The 21,450-nt window shown below is 54.0% G+C and carries 14 protein-coding genes and 3 rRNA genes; 13 read left to right on the top strand and 4 right to left on the bottom strand.

What is annotated here, in order from left to right; all coding sequences use genetic code 11:
• Positions 1–408: 408 nt before the first annotated feature.
• From ACUIAF_RS05645 to ACUIAF_RS05615, 7 genes are all read left to right on the top strand, one after another.
• A 16S ribosomal RNA gene (locus tag ACUIAF_RS05645) occupies positions 409–1,933 on the top strand.
• Positions 1,934–2,337: 404 nt separating this feature from the next.
• Positions 2,338–5,409: ribosomal RNA gene (locus ACUIAF_RS05640) — 23S ribosomal RNA — on the top strand.
• A 170-nt stretch (positions 5,410–5,579) separates the two neighbouring features.
• Positions 5,580–5,696, top strand: a 5S ribosomal RNA gene (rrf, locus tag ACUIAF_RS05635).
• Together the 16S, 23S and 5S rRNA genes form the textbook arrangement of a ribosomal RNA operon.
• A gap of 300 nt (positions 5,697–5,996) precedes the next feature.
• Entirely contained in the window at positions 5,997–6,662 is a 666-nt protein-coding gene (locus ACUIAF_RS05630) for an NAD(P)H-binding protein (RefSeq protein ID WP_445338093.1), read from the top strand.
• Between the two features lie 189 nt (positions 6,663–6,851).
• Entirely contained in the window at positions 6,852–7,604 is a 753-nt protein-coding gene (locus ACUIAF_RS05625) for a tyrosine-protein phosphatase (RefSeq protein ID WP_015021183.1), read from the top strand.
• 68 nt (positions 7,605–7,672) lie between these two features.
• Positions 7,673–8,611, top strand: coding sequence for an aldo/keto reductase (locus ACUIAF_RS05620; RefSeq protein WP_445338091.1), 939 nt, complete (start codon positions 7,673–7,675; stop codon positions 8,609–8,611).
• 205 nt (positions 8,612–8,816) lie between these two features.
• Complete coding sequence (locus ACUIAF_RS05615; RefSeq protein WP_445338090.1) at positions 8,817–9,068, top strand: hypothetical protein; 252 nt, start codon at positions 8,817–8,819, stop codon at positions 9,066–9,068.
• Between the two features lie 171 nt (positions 9,069–9,239).
• Here the strand turns inward: ACUIAF_RS05615 and ACUIAF_RS05610 are convergent, their stop codons facing one another.
• Both ACUIAF_RS05610 and ACUIAF_RS05605 read right to left on the bottom strand, forming a co-directional pair.
• Positions 9,240–10,058 (bottom strand): nitroreductase family protein, encoded by an 819-nt coding sequence (locus ACUIAF_RS05610; RefSeq protein WP_445338089.1) that lies wholly within the window; start codon positions 10,056–10,058, stop codon positions 9,240–9,242.
• A 105-nt stretch (positions 10,059–10,163) separates the two neighbouring features.
• Positions 10,164–10,529 carry a DUF4235 domain-containing protein gene (locus ACUIAF_RS05605; RefSeq protein WP_445338088.1) on the bottom strand — a complete coding sequence of 122 codons (366 nt, stop codon included), beginning with the start codon at positions 10,527–10,529 and terminating at the stop codon, positions 10,164–10,166.
• Positions 10,530–10,569: 40 nt separating this feature from the next.
• Here ACUIAF_RS05605 and ACUIAF_RS05600 point away from each other — a divergent pair, with 40 nt between their 5' ends.
• On the top strand, positions 10,570–11,280 hold the full coding sequence (locus ACUIAF_RS05600; protein ID WP_445338086.1) for a histidine phosphatase family protein: 711 nt from the start codon (positions 10,570–10,572) through the stop codon (positions 11,278–11,280).
• A gap of 96 nt (positions 11,281–11,376) precedes the next feature.
• Here the strand turns inward: ACUIAF_RS05600 and ACUIAF_RS05595 are convergent, their stop codons facing one another.
• A complete protein-coding gene (locus tag ACUIAF_RS05595; protein ID WP_445338085.1) occupies positions 11,377–12,417 on the bottom strand; it encodes a LacI family DNA-binding transcriptional regulator in 1,041 nt (346 codons plus the stop codon).
• Between the two features lie 76 nt (positions 12,418–12,493).
• Positions 12,494–14,242: a glycoside hydrolase family 13 protein gene (locus ACUIAF_RS05590; RefSeq protein WP_445338084.1), complete on the bottom strand. Its 1,749-nt coding sequence runs from the start codon at positions 14,240–14,242 to the stop codon at positions 12,494–12,496.
• A gap of 564 nt (positions 14,243–14,806) precedes the next feature.
• On the opposite strand from ACUIAF_RS05590, the gene ACUIAF_RS05585 reads away from it, so the two are divergent.
• The 5 genes from ACUIAF_RS05585 (at position 14,807) to ACUIAF_RS05565 (ending at position 21,449) form a co-directional block, all read left to right on the top strand.
• Positions 14,807–16,171, top strand: coding sequence for an ABC transporter substrate-binding protein (locus ACUIAF_RS05585; RefSeq protein WP_445338082.1), 1,365 nt, complete (start codon positions 14,807–14,809; stop codon positions 16,169–16,171).
• Positions 16,172–16,337: 166 nt separating this feature from the next.
• Positions 16,338–17,192 carry a carbohydrate ABC transporter permease gene (locus ACUIAF_RS05580; protein ID WP_445338081.1) on the top strand — a complete coding sequence of 285 codons (855 nt, stop codon included), beginning with the start codon at positions 16,338–16,340 and terminating at the stop codon, positions 17,190–17,192.
• On the top strand, positions 17,189–18,028 hold the full coding sequence (locus ACUIAF_RS05575; RefSeq protein ID WP_445338080.1) for a carbohydrate ABC transporter permease: 840 nt from the start codon (positions 17,189–17,191) through the stop codon (positions 18,026–18,028). The genes ACUIAF_RS05580 and ACUIAF_RS05575 overlap by 4 nt, the downstream gene beginning before the upstream one ends.
• Positions 18,029–18,031: 3 nt before the next feature.
• Positions 18,032–20,272, top strand: a complete 2,241-nt coding sequence (locus ACUIAF_RS05570; protein ID WP_445338078.1) for a hypothetical protein — start codon at positions 18,032–18,034, stop codon at positions 20,270–20,272.
• Positions 20,273–20,327: 55 nt separating this feature from the next.
• A complete protein-coding gene (locus ACUIAF_RS05565) occupies positions 20,328–21,449 on the top strand; it encodes a glycoside hydrolase family 172 protein (protein ID WP_445339169.1) in 1,122 nt (373 codons plus the stop codon).
• Position 21,450 lies beyond the last annotated feature (1 nt).

Raw genomic sequence — 21,450 nt, 5'->3', positions numbered from 1 at the left:
GCCGTGTCAGTGCGCTGAAGTCCAATCTTCGCGACGTCTAAAGTTAAAAAGGGACATGCAACGACACGCCGTCTGAGGGCTTGTTATAGCTTGTTTTGAGGGTCTTTTCGGAGGGGCCGGGTTGCGTTTTGGCCGGCTCGTGGTAAGTTTATCTCTTGCTGCTCAACACGGCGGTTCTTCTTCCGGGAGGAAGCTGAACGCTTGTTGGTGTGGTGGTGGTTTGAGAACTCAAGAGCGTGTTTGTGCTACTTATAGCTTTTTGATTGCCAGTCCGATGCCCGCCCGGCTGTTGTCGGGTACGTGGGAGCGTTGTGAGGGGTGTCGGGGTTTTTCGTGGGTTGGTTTCCTCCTTATGGAAGCCGGCCCGTCAATTATTGATGTGGGCTGTTTCGGCCTTCTTCATGGTTTTTTGTGGAGGGTTTGATTCTGGCTCAGGATGAACGCTGGCGGCGTGCTTAACACATGCAAGTCGAACGGGATCCGCCAAGCTTGCTTGGTGGTGAGAGTGGCGAACGGGTGAGTAATGCGTGACCAACCTGCCCCATGCTTCGGAATAGCTCCTGGAAACGGGTGGTAATGCCGGATGCTCCGCACCGTCGCATGATGGTGTGGGAAAGGGTTTACCGGCATGGGATGGGGTCGCGTCCTATCAGCTTGTTGGCGGGGTGATGGCCTGCCAAGGCTTCGACGGGTAGCCGGCCTGAGAGGGCGACCGGCCACATTGGGACTGAGATACGGCCCAGACTCCTACGGGAGGCAGCAGTGGGGAATATTGCACAATGGGCGAAAGCCTGATGCAGCGACGCCGCGTGCGGGATGACGGCCTTCGGGTTGTAAACCGCTTTTGATTGGGAGCAAGCGAGAGTGAGTGTACCTTTCGAATAAGCACCGGCTAACTACGTGCCAGCAGCCGCGGTAATACGTAGGGTGCAAGCGTTATCCGGATTTATTGGGCGTAAAGGGCTCGTAGGCGGTTCGTCGCGTCTGGTGTGAAAGTCCATCGCTTAACGGTGGATCGGCGCCGGGTACGGGCGGACTGGAGTGCGGTAGGGGAGACTGGAATTCCCGGTGTAACGGTGGAATGTGTAGATATCGGGAAGAACACCGATGGCGAAGGCAGGTCTCTGGGCCGTCACTGACGCTGAGGAGCGAAAGCGTGGGGAGCGAACAGGATTAGATACCCTGGTAGTCCACGCCGTAAACGGTGGATGCTGGATGTGGGGCCCGTTCCACGGGTTCCGTGTCGGAGCTAACGCGTTAAGCATCCCGCCTGGGGAGTACGGCCGCAAGGCTAAAACTCAAAGAAATTGACGGGGGCCCGCACAAGCGGCGGAGCATGCGGATTAATTCGATGCAACGCGAAGAACCTTACCTGGGCTTGACATGTGCCGGACGGCCGCGGAGACGCGGCTTCCCTTCGGGGCCGGTTCACAGGTGGTGCATGGTCGTCGTCAGCTCGTGTCGTGAGATGTTGGGTCAAGTCCCGCAACGAGCGCAACCCTCGCCTCGTGTTGCCAGCACGTTATGGTGGGAACTCACGGGGGACCGCCGGGGTTAACCCGGAGGAAGGTGGGGATGACGTCAGATCATCATGCCCCTTACGTCCAGGGCTTCACGCATGCTACAATGGCCGGTACAACGGGATGCGACATGGTGACATGGAGCGGATCCCTGAAAACCGGTCTCAGTTCGGATCGGAGCCTGCAACCCGGCTCCGTGAAGGCGGAGTCGCTAGTAATCGCGGATCAGCAACGCCGCGGTGAATGCGTTCCCGGGCCTTGTACACACCGCCCGTCAAGTCATGAAAGTGGGCAGCACCCGAAGCCGGTGGCCCAACCCGCAAGGGGGGGAGCCGTCTAAGGTGAGGTCCGCGATTGGGACTAAGTCGTAACAAGGTAGCCGTACCGGAAGGTGCGGCTGGATCACCTCCTTTCTACGGAGATTCTGGAAATCCCCCGCGTGTGATGCGTGGGGGTCGTGCCTGCGGGTCCGGCCGGTCGGCCGGATGGTGTGGGCGTGCTGGCGTGGAACGGTCTTGAGGCTGTGGCATGGATGCGCTGTTGGGTTCCCGGGCCGCCACCCTTGTGGGTGGTGTTCCCGTCGCCCGTCGGGTTCCTCATGGGGTGTTGCCCCGTGGCGGGTCCCGGCGGCGCGCTGGTGGCTTGAGAACTGGATAGTGGACGCGAGCGGATGGCCGGCTGTGAGGCCGGTTGTCTGCTGTATTGTTTCGTCCGGGCCCATGTGAGTGGGTTCGGGTCGATCGTTTTGTGATCGTTTAGTGTGATGATTTGTCGTCTGGCAGTTCGCAGTTGTTGTTGTCGTGGCATGGCCTGTGGTCGTGTTGTCGGCAAGGGCGCATGGTGGATGCCTTGGCAGACAGGACCGATGAAGGACGCGTGGGGCCGCGATAGGCCTCGGGGAGCCGCCGACAGGGCTTTGATCCGAGGGTGTCCGAATGGGGAAACCCGCCGGCCGTGATGGGCCGGCACCGCATTCGTGCGGGGGGTACGCAGGGAAGTGAAACATCTCAGTACCTGCAGGAAAGGATATTCCGTGAGTAGTGGCGAGCGAAAGCGGATGATGGCCAAACCGGTGCCGTGTGATACCCGTCGGGGGTTGCGGCATGGGTGTTGTGGGACTTGGCGTCCGGGCTCCGACGGGCCCGGCGGCAGTGATAAAGCGGCGTGTGAGGCGAACGGGATTGAATTCCCGGCCGTAGAGGGTGATGGCCCCGTAGCCGAAGGCGCGCCGCCTGCCGGTCCTTGTTCCCAAGTAGCGCGGGACTCGTGGAATCCCGTGTGAATCCGCCCCGACCGTGGGGTAAGCCTGAATATTCCTGTCTGACCGATAGCGTACGAGTACCGTGAGGGAAAGGTGAAAAGCACCCCGGGAGGGGAGTGAAAGAGTTTCTGAAACCGTGTGCCTACAATCCGTCGGAGCCCTTCGGGGTGACGGCGTGCCTATCGAAAAATGAGTCTGCGAGTCAGTGGTGCGTGGCGAGGCTAACCCGTGTGGGGCAGCCGTAGCGAAAGCGAGTCCGATAAGGGCGTTTCCAGTCGCGTGTCCTGGACCCGAAGCGGGATGATCTAGCCCTGGGCAGGTTGAAGCGCGGGTAAGACCGCGTGGAGGACCGAACGGACCTGGGTTGAAAACCGGGCCGATGACCTGGGGCTAGGGGTGAAAGGCCAATCAAATTCCGTGATAGCTGGTTCTCTCCGAAATGCATTTCGGTGCAGCGTCGCGTGAGTGCCTCCATGGGGTAGAGCTACTGGATGCTTGAGGGCCCGTATCGGGTACCGACAGCAGCCAAACTCCGAATACGTGTGAGGTGTATCGCGGCAGTGAGTCGGCGGGGGATAAGCTCCGTCGTCGAGAGGGAGACAGCCCAGATCGTCGTCTAAGGTCCCCAAGCGCGTGCTAAGTGGGAAAGGATGTGGAGTCGCATAGACAGCCAGGAGGTTGGCTCAGAAGCAGCCATCCTTGAAAGAGTGCGTAACAGCTCACTGGTCTAGTGGTTCCGCGCCGATAATGTAGCGGGGCTCAAGCACGCCACCGAAGACGCGGCAGCGCAGTTCGCTGTGCTGGGTAGGAGAGCGTTCCGCGTGGGGCGAAGCGGCGGCGTGAGCCGGCCGTGGACCGCGTGGAAGTGAGAATGCAGACATGAGTAGCGAGAGGCGGGTGAGAATCCCGTCCGCTGGATGACCAAGGGTTCCGGGGCCACGTTCGTCGTCCCCGGGTGAGTCGGGTCCTAAGGCGAGGCCGACAGGCGTAGTCGAATGGATGAAGGAGTCGATATTCTCCTACCGGCGTCAAGCCGTCCAATCCAAGACGTGGAAGCATGCCCTTACCTGTGTCGGGTGGCGGTCTTCGGACCGTCCGATGGCATGGGACCGGCGTGTGGATGCGTGGCGGGTAGCGCGGGAGTGACACGGAACGGGAGCCGGGCCGCGGTGGTGGTTATCCGTGGTCAAGCATGCGGCGCGTCGGGCAGGCAAATCCGCCCGGCATGAGCGCGAGGTGTGATGATGGGGGGTCTTGTGCCCCGAATCCGGTGTGCCGTTCCGTCGAGAAAAGCTTCGGCGTGAGGAGTGGCGCCGCCCGTACCCCAAACCGACACTGGTGGTCAGGTAGAGTATACCAAAGCGATCGAGCGAATCCTGGTCAAGGAACTCGGCAAATCACTCCCGTGCCTTCGGTATAAGGGAGGCCCCGGCCGGTGAGGCGCCTTTGCGCGCGGAGCCGGTGGGGGCGGCACAGACCAGGGGGTAGCGACTGTTTACCAAAAACACAGGTGCATGCGAAGACGTAAGTCGCTGTATATGCACTGACGCCTGCCCGGTGCCGGAAGGTTAAGAGGATCCGTCATCCCTCTTCGGGGGGGGCAGCGGTGAATTCAAGCCCCGGTAAACGGCGGTGGTAACTATAACCATCCTAAGGTAGCGAAATTCCTTGTCGGGTAAGTTCCGACCTGCACGAATGGCGTAACGACTTCCCCACTGTCTCGACCAGGAGCTCGGCGAAATTGCAGTACGAGTAAAGATGCTCGTTAAGCGCAGAAGGACGAAAAGACCCCGGGACCTTTACTATACCTTGGTATTGGCGTTAGGTGCGGACTGTGTAGCATAGGCGGGAGGCTTCGAAGCGGGTGCGCCAGCATCCGTGGAGCCGGAATGTGAAATACCGCTCTGTCCTCATCTGGCCTCTAACCTCGGCCGGTCATCCCGGCCAGGGACAGTGCCTGGCGGGTAGTTTAACTGGGGCGGTTGCCTCCCAAAGAGTAACGGAGGCGCCCAAGGGTTCCCTCAGCCCGGTTGGCAATCGGGTGTCGAGTGCAATCGCACAAGGGAGCTTGACTGCGAGACCGACGGGTCGAGCAGGGACGAAAGTCGGAGATAGTGATCCGGTGCCGGCGTACGGACGCGGCATCGCTCAACGGATAAAAGGTACCCCGGGGATAACAGGCTGATCATCCCCAAGAGTCCATATCGACGGGATGGTTTGGCACCTCGATGTCGGCTCGTCGCATCCTGGGGCTGGAGCAGGTCCCAAGGGTTCGGCCGTTCGCCGATTAAAGCGGCACGCGAGCTGGGTTCAGAACGTCGTGAGACAGTTTGGTCTCTATCCTCTGCGCTCGTTGGAATCTTGAGGAGCCCTGCCCATAGTACGAGAGGACCTGGGTGGACGAACCTCTGGTATGCCGGTTGTCGCGCCAGCGGCACGGCCGGTTGGCTACGTTCGGATGGGATAACCGCTGAAAGCATCTAAGCGGGAAGCCCCCTCCAAGATAAGGATTCCATGAAGCCTCCGGGCTTCTGAAGACCCCATGCAGAACACATGGTCGATAGACCGGACGTGGACACCCCGCAAGGGGCGGAGCCGACCGGCACTAATGGTCGAGGACAACACAACACCCGCCCCCGGGAGGGGCGGCGGCATCAACCCCTGCTGCGAAGCCTGCCTGCGGCAATGAACACGAACGGCCACAGGCGATCGAACACACGGAACACGCGTCCACCATCCGGTCCCCAAGCCGCCAGGAGACCCCATCCCCCCACACGGGGTTGGAAGAACCGAAGATTCGCGGCGGTCATGGCCTGGGGGAGACGCCCGGTCCCATTCCGAACCCGGAAGCTAAGACCCAGCACGGCAATGGTACTGCACCCGGAAGAGTGTGGGAGAGTAGCACACCGCCGCTAATACACCTACATAGGGAGGTCTCTTCAGGAGGATAAACCTGAAGAGACCTCCCTTTTTCCATATCTTCTCAGACCCAGGTCGGGCAATGTTGCATACGTGCACAAAGCCTCACGGGAAATGAGCGGCCACAATCAGGCTGAGCAATGAGAGGCTGCTCCGCACCAGCAGTCTGCAATTGAAGATTTGCAGACACGGGTGCGGAAGCTCAGGCCGGTTTTACCGCCTGTCGTTTATGCCCACAAGATCTAGAATGAGAAGTAGCCGAATCATATACGCAAACACATATGCGAAGAAAGCGGATGAGCATGGGCAAACGAATCATTCTTGTAGGAGCCACCGGCCGAGTGGGCGCATCGACCTGCGAGGACCTGGTCAAAGCGGGCCACGAGGTGGTCGCCTGCGCTCGGGGAGCCTCGAAGATTCCAGCAGGCCGGCAGGTGGAGCCCATGACCCTGGACCTGCATGACCCGCTCTCCCAAGTCACCGATGCATTCCGCAAGTCGAATGCGGACGTCATCGTCTTCACCGCAGGCTCACGTGGCAAGGACATCAATCAGATCGACGCACTGGGAGCCATGAAGACCATAGAGGCCGCTAAAGCGGTCGGCATCACCAGGTACATCATGCTGGGGGCCATGTATGCAGCGGACTGGCTGCGCTGGGAGCAGCCACAGGTCAAACCAGCCATCGACGCCCTGGCCGACTACTACGTGACCAAGAACATGGCCGACCAGTACCTGATCACCTCCGGGCTGGACTACACCATCATCGAGCCAGGCAGTCTCACCGAGCAGGAAGGCACAGGAACCATCAAGGTGGAGCCGGACGGACCCGGGCCCATACCGATTCCCGACGTGGCACAATGCCTGGCCGACTGCGTCGATCTCCCCCAGACCGCGAACAGGATTTACAACATCGTCGGTGGCAGCACACCCATCAGGCAGGCCCTCACTGCAAAGCAGTGAATGAAACCCAACCGAGTTCCTCAGAAGAGCCTCCCGTTGACAGATTATGGCGTGTCTGCACAGCATGGGGGATGGTACCTTGGTTGCAATGCTTGTTGCTGTTGATTGCGCGCTGGCACACTGAGTTCCCGTGTCCTTTCTGAAGGCGGGGTTAGCTTGGAGGCAGGGCTGATCTCGAGGAGGTCATTGATGAATATCACCAATTTTCGTGATCTGGGAGGCACCCGGACCATCCACGGCCGTCAGGTGCGTCCTTACAAGTTCATCAGGTCAGGACAGCTGGTCGGCCTGGACGAGGAGACCAAACAAGAGCTCGTCAACCGTTATCAGGTGACCCAGGTCGTGGATTTCCGCAGGCCCTTCGAAATACAGGAAAGCCCGGATGATCGGATTGACGGCGTAACCTTCACCAACATCGATTTGTTGGAGCAAAGCGGCACCAACAGTGCCAGTTTGGACGATTTCGCATCGCTGGGTTCGGCGGATCAGGTCAACGGCCACATGCTGAATGTCTACCATGACCTGGTCACGAATCCTGCGGCCCAGCAGGGGTATGGGCGCTTCCTGCGCATCGTCGTGGGCAACACCCAGGGTGCCACGCTCTTCCACTGCTTCGCCGGCAAGGATCGAACCGGATTCGCCGCGGCTTTGGTCCTCTGGCTGTTGGAGGTAGACGACGACCAGGTGTTTGCGGACTATCTGAAGACCAACGAGGAGCGGGTCGAGGCTAACAATCAATTGCTGGATCTATTCCGCGCCAAGGGCTTCGACCAGGATTCACTGGATGCACTACAGATTGCGCTCTGCGTCAAGAAAGAATACCTGGCCCATGCCCAACAGACCATGCTCGAGGCTTACGGGGATGTCTTCACCTATGCCCAGAAGGCTCTAGGGTTCGGGTCAGACCAGGTAGATGCCCTGCGCAGCAACCTGCTGGAGTAAGTGCACAGGGTTGGAGGCGTCTGGGACGGGTAGACTCGATTCTAGATGTCAATTGCGAGGAGGATATTGTGCGATACATGAATTTAGGACTGTCAGGATTCCGGGCCTCCCGTGTGGCCTTGGGGGTTATGCGGATCGATCAGAAGAGCCGCGAGGAAGCGCGGACCATTGTGGAGACGGCTATGAATGCGGGCGTGGACTTCTTCGACACAGCAGATTGCTACCATGCTGGGGCCAGCAGCCGAGCCTTGGGACAGGCTTTGAAGGATTTGAGTGTAGATCGTGACAGCGTGGGCATCCAGACCAAGTTTGGAATCTTCCGTAACCCAGACAGCGACAAGATTACCCGTTATGACTTCTCCAAGGATCACCTGCTGAAGACCCTGGATCAGGAGCTGATCAACCTGCAGACTGACCATGTTGACTTTGTGCTCCTGCATCGCCCCGACACCCTGGTCGACTTGGATGATCTCGCTGAGGCTTTCAATGAGTTGCAGTCCAGCGGAAAAGTACGGCACTTCGGTGTCAGCAACGTCAATCCTATGCAGGTGGATTTACTGCAGAGCGCAGTAAGCCAGCGGCTGGAGGTCAATCAGCTGCAGTTCGGCCTGGGGCACACCGGCATGGTCGACCAGGAGATTCACGTCAATATGGGTGATGATCCCAGCCTGGACCATGATGGTGGTCTTTTGGCCTATTCGCGACTAAAGTCCATGACCATTCAGGCCTGGAGTCCCTTCCAGACGGGATTCTTCGACGGAGTCTTCCTGGACAATCCACGCTATCCTGAACTCAATGCCGAGCTGGACAAACTGGCCCAGCAGCATGGGGTAGCCAAGAGCGCTATTGCGGTGGCTTGGATTCTGCGGCATCCCGCTGGCATACAGGTTCTCCTGGGATCCATGAATCCAGAACGGATCACTCAGATGGCCGCTGGCGCAGATGTGGATCTGACTGCCCAGGAATGGTACGATCTCTACCTGAGCGCCGGTCACGACCTGCCCTGATCTCTGCCTGCCGATGTACTCGTCTGCCCGGTTTCTGCCCAGTTTTACCACTTCGAGCTATGAAGGATTGCGCCCTGCCAGTCTGATTTTGCATCATCTGCTTGCGTCATTTGGCAGGGCCTGCCTGGTCAGGCTTTGGGTGCCGTGAACGCTTAAGATGCTCAGAACAATAATTGGATCGGTTTCAAGGTAGTCGTACGCTGTCATGCATTATTTCACCCCACGACGTTGCGCTGCGACGTCCAAGATCATGTATCACGATCGTGTCAAGGCCCAGCAGGCCGCCGACCGCAGCATGGTCGAACGCGACGTTCTTTTGTGGGTCTACCGTTGCGACTACTGCGGAAACTGGCATCTGACCAGCCATGAGCCGGGCTCCTACCAGCGCATGAGGGCGGTCTCGCGAGCTTCAAAACCGCATAGTCGCAAACGTGGGTACAAGCCCCGTCGCAGGTGAGGCAGCCCTTGCCTCTATAGCCCATGCATTTTGACAGCCCCAAGCAGCAGGATTGGATTTCACTGATCTTGCTGCTTAGGGCCGATTGAACTTTGTCTATTCACCCAAGACTGGTGAACCAGGCTGGTGACTCTTACGGTTTGCCTGGTTGGCAGGTAGGGATTTCGTTATCTAACAGGCTGGGTCGAAGCCCTGTCGGCGGATCGAATCCAGCATGGGTTCATGGCCGGAGGCAGGGTTGCGAACCTTGTCGGACATCATGGCGCTGAATGAGCGATGGGGATCGTCCATGTGCCGGATGTCGCGATAATAGCGGGTTACCGTCTGGTCGAAGTCAGCCAAGGCATTCTTCATATCTGCATCATCGTCGGCCCGCTGATAGGTGTTGGTGAAGATTTGCGCCTGACGAGGCATCCTGGGCTTGGGATCTGGATCCTGGGCCGGGTGGCCAATGGCAAGACCCAACACTGGATAGACCAGTTTGGGTAGCTTCAGCAAATCAATCAATCTGTTTGTGTCATTAATGACGCTGCCCAGAATGACTCCGCCCAGACCCAGGGCGTTGGCTGCGGTCTCCATGGCGTGCAGGGCCAGAACCGCATCATTCTGGGACTGCAGGAAGACATACCCAGAATTGAGCAGGGTGGTATCCGGATCCAGATCATCGGCGAATTGTCGGACCAGATCGGCATTGCGACGTTGGTCGGCTAGGAAGATATAGAGCAACGGGGCTTCGGCGACATAGCGCTGATGAGCCATATCGGCGATGGCAAGTGCTTCATTATGGTCCGTGATCCTGATGGCCGACCATTCATGGAAGTACCGGCTGGTCGCTGCGTGCTGGGCCGCCTGCTCAAGCAGGGCGACGGTCTGATCATCAACGGGTTCGTCGGTGAATCCGCGGATGGAGCGCCGCTCTAGCAAGGTCCGTATGGTGGGATTGTCTGCCGGATTCGTGGCCGGGGTTTTCTGTGCGTTTGATAAGGTCATTTTGACATTCTGGCCGTCAACGCCTTGCAATGCAAGACCTTGTCGTCAAAATCACGCAATCAGCGTTATCAGCTCAGCCTGTCTGCCAGTCAGCATCCTATGTCTTCAGCGCTGGTGGCGGTGGTTGATCAGAGCCTGGGAACCCCGCTCGAACAGACCAGAGACAAGGGCAGTGACGGCTGCTGACAGAACGCCGAAGAGGAGACCGGCGGTAGCGCTCTCCTGATCTTCTTTGGGGTTGTCAACGCCTCCGTTGCGTTTGCGTACCATTCCACTCCAAAAAGACTGGAAGAGCTTGCCTGCCAGCAGTGCAGCGATGCTGGGAAGCGCAAACTTGATTAGTTTATCTGTCAGCGATTCCGGGTCCGATTCAATCGAGTTGCGCATGTCATTCACCTTGTCATCCACCTGATGAAGCATGCCGACCACTTGGTCGGCCATTCTGCCAGGTTCCCGTCCTGAGTCCGTCATAGGTCCATTATCCCACACGCCTGGGGTTAAAATACCATGCATGGATACGGTGAGCAATTCGGTGGGCAATGATGCCTCGGCTGAAAGTGAGGGTTACGCCGTGCTTTTGCGGCATGGTCAGACTCTTTGGAGCCAGACAGGACAGTATACGGGACGTACTGATATCCCTTTGACTGACCAAGGCCGTGAACAGGCCAGAGAGGCGGGCCGGAGGCTGGCCAAAGCCTTTCCCAAAGGATTTGACGCTGGTTGTGTTTTTTCCAGCCCCCTACAACGTGCCAGGCAGACAGCCGAGCTCGCAGGCTTTCCTGATTCGGCAACGATGAATGAGATTGTGGAGTGGGATTATGGCCCGGCCGAAGGGCACCGTCCCCAAGATGTGGTGGCTAGTCTAGGGCACGACTGGAAACTGTGGGTCGACGGCCCACGGGCCTTGGGCATCGATGAACTGTCCGGGGATCGGGTGGTTGTTCTCCCTTCGGGCAGCCGTGTCCCAGTCCACGTGACCCGCGGTGAAAGTCTGGATCAGGTGGCTGCTCGTGCGCGAGAGATAGTTGATTGGCTTGAACCGCAGGTATGTGCAGGGCAGCATGTGCTCCTGGTGGCGCATGCTCATATCCTGCGCATCCTGACTACGCAGTGGTTAGCCTTAGACCCAAGCAAGGCCCAGTTGCTTAGAATGAACACGGCGCATTATGGTGTTCTTGGCATCTACCAGGGGGAACGCGTGCTCAGGCAGTGGAACGTCTGATCAAGATGAATATTGGATTATTTTAGCGGTTTTGATGATTCCAATTGAGTCTGCACGGTATAACATAATTCGGATCAGGCAGAAATCTATAGTGCATTATGGTTGTCGTCCAGATGTGATGCTTTCGGCCTCATGCCTTGGACGGGATGTACTACTGCGTAGAATTAGCTTGGCGGGTACTGTTTCGCAAGGGTTGGTTATTTTCTTGCCAGCGATTAGGTCCAAGGCTTTCCTGGCGGCGATTTTTCCAAGTCGTATGGGATCCTGATGGATCGTAGTCAACCCGACTTCATGAGCGTACAGGCTGTCATCAAAACCTGTCACCGAGACCGAGGCTGGTACATCAATGCCGCTCTTCTGCAATTCGAACATCAAGGGCACGGCTATGCCATCCTCTTGGCAGGCTATCGCAGTGGGAAGGGATGTAAGGCTGAATATTTGCGTTAAGGCATCATCTATCTGATCATGGCTGTCTGCGACCTTGATAATGGTGGGTTCTACTCCGTTGGCTCGGCAGGTATCGAGAAAGGCATTAACTCGCTTTTGCGCACTGAAATGGAGTACTGAAGCATACATCTCTGTGATTATAAAGGCAATATTTCGATGCCCCAAGGACATGAGATGGCGTGCCAGCAGCATGCCTCCTTGCACATCGTCAATATTGACCGCTGCGTCGAACAGTTCCGACAATGATGAATTGATGCCGATTAGAGGAACATCCGCCGAATGAAGTCGTTCAACTTCGTCTTTGTCTATGTCAAACGAAGTTACGATGACTGCATCAGCGTTGCGTCTGATAGGTAGATCGCGGAAGAATTCCTGTCGTTCTTGGAGGGTCAGAATTCGACGTATGGCGATGTCATAGCCAGCCGGATTGAAGATTGCGTTCAACCCCTCCAGAATTGAAGAATTGAACCAGGATTGGATTGGGCTGCTGATTAGCAACGCGATACGCAACGACTGTCCTGATTTCAGTACAGTAGCTGATCTCATGATGGAGAAGTTCAATTGGCGTGCAGCTTCGAGCACTCGTGCTCTTGTCTTATCGGATACTAGTGAAGGGTTGTTGAAAGCCCGTGAGACTGTGGAAACCGATACATGTGCCGAGGCGGCAACATCCTGAATAGTCGCATTCACAAGGTTTCCGCCTTTCCATTGTCCCAGCGCTCGCAGGTCGACCTTTCCTTCAAATGCGGGAATCAGTCGTAGATGTTTACTCCAATAATATCCATGCAGTGGCATCTTGAGGAAGAAGGTTATCCGCGATTTTTACTGAAGCAAGAACTACGCTACCGGTAGGTAGGGGAATAGGGTGTTCGCCGAAATTGGTGATGATGGCTAGTTTACTATTCCCGCTGCTGCAGGATCGGGTGTAGGCAATTACCTTCGGGTCGTCGTAGTTCGTCAGCCAGCTCAGAGATGTATCGGGGATCTCTGTCAACAACCGTGCACGTTCAGATATGGCCTGCCTGTAGAGATTCAACATGGAGGATGGATCCGACTCTTCGCGATTAACGCAGAAGCTTGCGAACCACAAGGGCTGCGGCAGGTGCGGCTTTACGAATTGGTTGGATTTGCGCTTGGAGAACCCAAAGGTTCCGTTCTGCCCGAATTTATGATTCCATTCTGCTGGCTCTGGGGAGTCATGGTCATCCCAAGGCAGGGGGACACGGCAACCGTCACGACCTTTTTCTTTCAAGGCCCCTTTGGAACGTACGGCTGTCGGATCCTCTAGGCGTTCCCAAGGAATGTCAGCCACCTCAAAGAGACCCAATTCCTCCCCTTGATAAATATATACAGACCCGGGCAAGCCCATTTCAAGCAGAATAGCGGCCCTCGCTCTTTGTGTACCTAGTACACGGTTTTCTTCATAGGACTCGCCATTTCGCAGCACCCAGTCCTTAGCGAATTGATGCTGTGTTCGGGAGTGAATCTGGGGCAACGCATAACGGCTGGCATGCCGGACTAGATCATGGTTGCTCATTACCCATGTGGCAGTTGAGTGGGAACGTTCGGCTGTTTGCAGACCGTCCTCAATCGCATCTCGCATTTCTGAAGAATCCCAATTGGCCTTGGCAAATTCGAAATTGAATACTTGTCCCAATTCATTCTTGGAGGCGTAACGGTATTGGTGATCCGGCTCGACCCAAGCTTCTCCAACGGCAAAGCGAGCCGGAGTATATTCGTCAAATACCTTTCTCCATTCACGATAGATGTCATGAACTTCTGGACGGTCCCAGAGAGGATTGCTCCCATCCGGATTATCTTTGTTTTGCAGGGTCCATTGGTTCAACTCTTCCAGAGGCCTGTTTAACACGTCCTTGGCCAGCCCATGTGCGACATCGATACGGAACCCGTCGGTTCCATGATCGGACCAGAAGCGTAGCGTGTGCTTGAAATCTTCACGGACATCCGTATTCTTCCAGTTCAGGTCGGGCTGTTCGGAAGCGAATATATGCAGATACCATTGACCGTCTTCTACTCGCTTCCATGCAGAGCCGCCGAATTCGGATATCCAGTCAGTGGGAGGAATGGATCCGTCAGGCCCTCTACCGTCACGGAATATATACCGGTTACGGGCCCCAGACCCTTTTGGCGAGGCAAGGGCCTCCTGAAACCATGGGTGACGATCAGATGTATGGTTGGGGACGATGTCGACAATGACTTTGATTCCATGCGAGTGAGCCGTTGCTGTCATGGTGTCGAAATCCGCCATAGTCCCTAGGCGCGGGTCGACGTTTCGATAGTCGATGACATCATAGCCACCGTCAACCAGTTCAGAAGGATAGAAGGGTGAAAGCCAGATGGCATCAACTCCTAGGTAATCCAGATAACTTATTTTGCTGGTAATTCCAGCGATGTCTCCAATCCCGTCCTGGTTCGAATCTTTGAAGCTACGTGGATAAATTTGGTAGACGACCGCTTGTTTCCACCAGTCGTCCCGTTTCTGCATCTGCTGCATAATGCTCCTCCTGTGACATTGTGCTGCGGCGACAGGTAAGTGGCCCCACCGATATGTCTAATTGCTCATGCCGGCTGCACTGCCAACCTGTACGATTATTGGATGGATATTTCTATCGGATCGCTCGAAAAGACATGCCGATCCGTACTACTTCTATTTGCCGCCTATGGCCTCCTCTTTCTGCAGGTGGTATATAGATAACCTATACTACAGAGATGACAACGATTGCAATTAAGAGTTGTAGTGACTTTCCTGCAATGGAATTGTTGCCAAGTATCAAGTCCGCTATGTGACACTAATTACCAAAGTCTGCAGGATAATAAAGGATTTTCGGACATGAAAATAACTTCGAATCATTGCCATTGAAAGCAATGAATTAGAAATATACATGAAGTTAATGCATACGTTGTTTTTATTGTAGGTAGAAGAAAATTGTTGCAATATCAGCAAAGTACGAAGTCTTTTGTGGTTGAGGAATAGATAGTTTTATTCATATTTGACAACGGTTGCAATAGGTGCCATACTGCAAGTGTCCATGAGAATTCGCAAAGGAGCGTGAGCAATATGCGCAGCGGTATCGTGAAAAGTATGACCGTCATGACCACGGTAGCCATGCTGGCCGTAGGTTTGGCGGGCTGTGGTGGCGGTTCGTCCGCTTCCAGTTCCGATAAGGGAAGAGTCTATTTTCTTAATCACAAATCTGAAGTTGCCGATCAGTACCATCAGCTGGCAAAGGATTTCACAAAAAAGACCGGTATCAAGGTTGATATCGTCACGGCAGCGACCAACACACTGGATCAGACCACACAGTCGGAATTAGCCAAGAAGGATGCGCCGACCATTCTGAGTATCGGCATGGATAACTTCCCGAAATTTAAGAAGTATCTGCTGCCCATTCAGGATACTGATGTCTATAAGCTTCTGGATAAGAACGGCAAGGAGTATTCCATGAAGGACGGCAACGATTCCTTCACTTTCCCCTTCGCAGCCGAATATTACGGCATCATCTACAACAAGAAGATCATCAACGAATATGGGACCAAACCCTACGCCGTGGTTAAAAGTGTCGACGATATCAAGGATTACTCGACATTAAAGAAAGTGATCACCTCAATTCAGGAGCACAAAGACGATCTGGGCCTGCAAGGTGCAGTGACTACGCCGTCGGTAGACGCTTCCGATGAGCACAGGTTCGTATCCCACATGTCACGTATACCGCTTTATTACGAATATCAGGACTCCAATACCACCTTCAAACCTGAATTGAAGGGCACTTATTTGAAGAACTACAAGGATCTTTTTGATCTTGAAGTTGCCAGCAGTCCGTCGAATCCAAAGACAGCCAGCAATAAGACCTATGACGATTGTGTCGCTGAATTCTCCCAGGGACAGGTTGCTTTCTTCCCTGAAGGGGTCTGGGCCTATCCATTGATTCGCAATAACAAGGTAGCGGATGAGGATATGGGCATGCTTCCTTATTGGATGGGTATTCCTGGCGAAGAAAAAATGGGACCGGCGTCTGTTTATGATGCTTCATGGGCTATTAACAAAAAAACCAGCAAGGCCAATCAGGAAGCATCCTTGAAGTTCATCAAGTGGATGGTCACTTCCGAAGAGGGCAAGGAAACTCTTTCTCATAAGATGAGTTTCTCCGTGCCTTTCTCGGCATTTAGCGACAAATACCAGCCCAACAATGTCCTGACCTTGTCCGCGCGGGCCTATGAGAAGCAAGGCAAGCCACTGGTTCGCAGTTTCAATCTTCCCAGCACTCAGTGGGGTGACAACCTGGCTAACGCACTCTTGGAGTATACCCAAGGCACCAAGGATTGGAACAATGTCGAGCGCAGCTACATTGATGGTTGGCAGAAAGACTGGAAGCTGGTCAAGCAAACAACCGGTGCCTTGCCGACTGCCACGAAACTCCACTAATCGATCGCAGACGAAAGCGGTTGTCTGAAAACAACATCGCGCGACGGGGCAGATCCTCGATGCGTACAAAACGCAAGAATCTGCCCCCACCTCGGCGTGAGAGACGCCTCAAAAGCTGCCCCGGGCAAAGTGGACGACCGTTACATGTCAGAAAGTCAGCAACATAATGATATCGATGATAGGCAAATCCATACGTAAATGGTGGATGTTGTTCTCCTTACCGACCTTGGTAGCTTTTATGGTGGGGTTTGTAGTACCTTTCATTCTCGGCATCTACTTAAGCTTCACAAACTTCACTACCATTACCGATGCCGAATGGATTGGTGTTGGTAATTATTCAGGTGTCTTTAGTGACCCGGAATTCATACATTCTTTGGTGCTTACAGTTCTATTTACAGTGGTAACTACGGTCATCATCAACGTTGTCGGGTTTATGATCGCCTATATGCTGACCAAGAAAATCAGCGGGTCGACATTGTTCCGCAGCATCTTCTTTATGCCTAATTTGATTGGCGGCATCATTCTGGGATACATTTGGCAGTTGCTGCTCAATGGCGTGCTGTCGTTCTGGAACCGGTCTATCACCTTCTCCGCGACGTATGGATTCTGGGGCCTGGTGATACTTACCTGCTGGCAGCAAATTGGCTACATGATGATTATCTATATCGCCGGGTTGCAAGCTTTGCCAGGGGATGTTATCGAAGCTGCGCAGGTAGATGGTGCCAGCCAAGGTCAGACATTGCGACGCGTGATTCTGCCCCTGATGATGCCCAGCATCACGGTGTGCACATTCTTGACTATAACCAACGGATTCAAGACATTCGACCAGAACCTCGCATTGACAAATGGTGCTCCATCCAATAATTCCGAGCTGATCACGCTCAATATCTATCGAACCTTCTACGGAACTGCTGGCATGCAAGGGGTTGGACAGGCCAAGGCTGTCATATTCTTCGTGATTGTTGCGATTGTGGCGATTGCTCAGAATCGCCTTTCTGCAAGGAAAGAGGTGGCATTGTGAGCGAAAGCACCTTGCGTCACGGCCGTTTGTGGACCGTGTTCTTTTCGCTGGTCTCATTGTTGTGGATTTATCCGTTGATCCTAGTGATCATCAACTCTTTTAAGAAAAAGGCATATATTTCCACAGAAACTTTCAGCTTGCCCAATGCTGAAAGTTATGCAGGACTGGAAAACTATCGACGTGGCATTGAGCGTACGAATCTTTTGGTCAGCTTCGGGTGGACCATTATTCTGACCGTGGGAAGCGTTTTGTTGGTCCTGTTATGCACATCTATGTGCGCCTGGTGGATAGTCCGCGTTAACAACAAATTCGCAAAGCTCATCTATGTGCTGTTCCTGTTCAATATGATCGTACCTTTTCAGATGATTATGTTCCCACTGTCCAAAATCACAGACATGCTCAGATTGAACACACCCTGGGGTCTATGGGTAATCTATCTGGGCTTCGGCGCCGGTCTCGCAGTCTTCATCTTTACAGGAGCTGTGAAATCGTTGCCAATGGAAGTCGAAGAATCGGCCATGATCGACGGTGCATCAGTTCCACAGACTTTCTTCAGAATCATCCTGCCCATGATGAAGCCGACTGTCATGAGCGTGGCCATTCTTGAAACCATGTGGATCTGGAATGACTTTTTGCTGCCATATCTAACTTTGGATATCAGAAAATACAAAACAATATCGATTGCCGTGCAATATCTAAAAGGCGGCTATGGCGCTGTCGATCTGGGTGCCATGATGGGCTGCCTGGTCTTGGCCATCATACCGGTCGTCGTATTTTATGTGCTCTGCCAGCGATACATCGTTGAGGGTATCACTACTGGAGCAGTAAAGGGGTGAGCTGTGGGTGAAGTAACCAGCAGGAAATCGAGTGGAATAAGAGATTCACAGCCAATAATGGGCCAGTTAGTCTCTATGGGCTATGATGCCAAAGGCGGTGCCCGTAACCGGTCTTCATTGTATGCTGCAGCAGGATTGGAATGGCCAAACGACTATATGCCCGAGGAGGAGATACCTCGATATAATGATTACCCATTTTGTGTAGATGTTTCCAATAATCGGCTTTTGGCTTCGCTAGATCGTTCGGCATTCGTTCGTCGTGTAGTAGTCGGTGTGGGGTCTCAGGACGCGCGGGGTTCTGATGCCCCAGGCGTATACACTAAAAAACAATTGGCATACTTCGATGGTCATTGCGGATTGTGCATGTCGATTGACGGTAGACCTTTGCAACAGCCTTCGCTGAGCTTCGAGAAAGGCGTCGTTCCTGTTTTTTGCTTCTGTCGGAGCGATGTCGAGGTGATGCTGCGGGTATTCGTGCCAGCTGTCTATGAGACAAAGGCGAGTGCTGTTTTCCTGCTGGCTGAGGTGAGAAATCAGAGTGATTCGTCCCATACGTTGGGTATTGAGTTGGATTGCGAAGAATCAGGTCAATCAAAGTGGCCGGATTTGGTAACGGACGTAACGCTGATTGCTGAAGGTAATACCGATAACCATGGCAGCTGCCAGATGAGCATTGATGCCGGACAGATGATACAGATCGGCTGCATTTGCAGATTCGGCGTCAGCGTGCTTCCATCACTTTCAGTGGTAACTCTTGAGGAAATGGATTGCGCACTTGGGAAAGTCTTGGAGTCCGTGGGCTCACAAGGAGTGTTAGAAGTACCAGAAGAGCCTTGGGTTGGTGAGGAGCTGACTCGAGCGGCTGAACTAGCAAGACAGAGTGTCCTCCAGCTTGCAAACGGTGAGGTCATAGGCTCTTTCTGGGGGTCTAATGTCAATCCGAAACCCGACGTATGGATGAGGGATTTTTCCTACACGGCTATTGGCTTAGTGGATACGAATCCACAGTTGGCATATAAGTGTGCTAAATATCTTTGCGCTGCCAGTGCTCCTGGCGAGCCGTGGGGTACCACTGATGAAGGCCAAGCAGGTGAATCATCGTATCGGCACTCTTTGGGCAACGCCTGCATGGGCGCAGTTGTCCTCTCGATGATTTGTCGACGTTATGGCTACGACTTCGTAGATCAGCCTGATTCGGTGATTGTCGATTATCTTCATCAACTTGCAAGGTGCATGATCGCCGACCGGCCTGCTCGAGGATCATTATATGCCACGCGTTTTATTTCCGATGGCTTATCTCGCGGGGATTTTCATACAGGATCCAATATGCTTGCATGGAGGGCTGCAGATGCCTTAATTGAAGATTTCCATGCCCTGTTTGATAACAGCACGATCGAGACGCTGTCGTCGATTCGTTCACAACTAGTGGAGACCATTGAAACGCTGTGCGTGGGGTCCTTTGGTCAGGGTGAGCAGTTCGTGGAAGGTGCATATGTCGATGGCACTCTGGTGCCAATTCATGATGCTGAGGAAAGTGATTTAGCTCTTGCAAGCGTTTATGGTTTTACCAAACGTGATGATCGCCGCATCATCAACCATATGTATTGGGCTCATAGCGTAGGGAATCCATATTATGCCCGCATCTCCGGTGGCATTGATTTCTGGGATTTCGACGGCAGCAATGGCGTTTCATATCCTGGGCACCTGTGTTTATTGAAACGGACAAGGAATCGTAAGGATCTTCTGCAGGCCTTTGCGGCAATACGTAGGACGACCGATTTAGATGGGTCGTTTTGGTGGTGGCCATTTAAACATGACGAGCCGGATGCGAATCGAGTAAAACGAGGTCTGGGAAAGTGCGGCTGGTGCGGTGGTGAATTCGTGAGTCTCATACTCCATGACATTCTCGGAATACAAGCCGATGCGAAAACCAGTTCTGTAAGTTTTGCGCCGTATCTGCCTTGGCGCAAGGCCAGTCTCACAGGTTTCGCTTTCCTGGACGGCACAGTGGATTTTGTGGTGGACGGCGAAAAACTTAGCCTAGTAAACAACACAGGCCGCGATATCCATGCTCGTCTACAACTTTGCATGCCCGCAAATTCCATGCTTGAAGATGTCAAAATCAATGGTTCAAGCAGGAGGATGGAAGCTCAGCTGGTCAGGCTGTTCGACAGTTCTTCAGTGGTTTTGAAACAGATAGTGGGCCCGCGGAAACGGGTTGATATGACTATCGCGATTTCATAAGCGATTAATAGCCGACAATAAGTTTGGACGAATGAGAAAGCGATTGGTGCAATTGATGGTGCAAGCAAACGAGAATGACCTGCTTTATCGCCTGCTGAGGCCAAGATATGGTGTGACGAGGTGCATAAATGGGGAAAATCCTCAGGGGGGCAAAGGGGAAGCTGGAAATTCAAGCAGTCCTTTAGGGTTTACCAGAAAAGGGCATCCCAGTCTGCCAGTTCTGCGCCGCGGCGAAACAGTTACCATTGCAGATATTCAGGAGCCGGGGATCATCAAGCATATGTGGTTCACTGTCACGGATGCCACTTCGCCACAGGGCTTGTATGTTCTTCGGAATCTCTTGATTAAAATCTATTGGGATGGTGAAGAGAGACCGTCGGTCGTCTCTCCTCTGGGTGATTTCTTCTGCTGTGGACATGGACGGAGTGCTCTGGTGGACTCCTTACCTATCTGCGTTAACCCAACGAGAGGATTTAATTGTTACTTCCCCATGCCGTTCAGCGCGGCCAGAATCGTGCTGGTTAACAACCACGACGAGGATGTGCAATCAGTCTTTTATCAGATCGATTATGAACTTAATGATGCACTGCCTGACGGGTTGATGAGGTTTCACGCTCAATGGCGGCGGGAACCTGTCACTACTAGACAGCAGGATTACACCGTGCTTGAGGGCGTAGCGGGTGACGGAATATATGTGGGTACCTATTTGGCCCTTACTGCTTTGCAATCACGATGGTGGGGCGAAGGTGAGTTTAAATTCTTCATCGATGGGGATAACCAATTTCCTACCTGGTGCAGTACTGGTGCGGAGGATTATTTCGGTGGTGCTTGGAGTTTTCGATCGGAGAATAATAAATATGCCATGCATGAACAGACCTATAACAGGGCCTTCATGGGCTACCCATTCTATTCGCGGACTTCTGGGGGTGAAGTCAGCGATTATTGGGATGACTCAGGTCCTGTAGTTCGGGGAATGTATCGATGGCACCTAATGGACCCAATTATCTTCCATCAGGATTTACGGGTCACATGGCAACAGATAGGAGGCCGCGAGAGCGGAATGTTCGAGCGGGAGGATGATGTGGCCACTGTGGCTTATTGGTATCAAACAGAACCGCATCTGCCTTTTCCGACTGTTGTTGAAAAGCCTGATCCAAATCTGCTGATGCCTAGGTGAC

It is taken from the genome of Bifidobacterium sp. ESL0822 (genome assembly GCF_052606675.1).
This window is presented reverse-complemented; position numbering and strand designations above follow the sequence as displayed.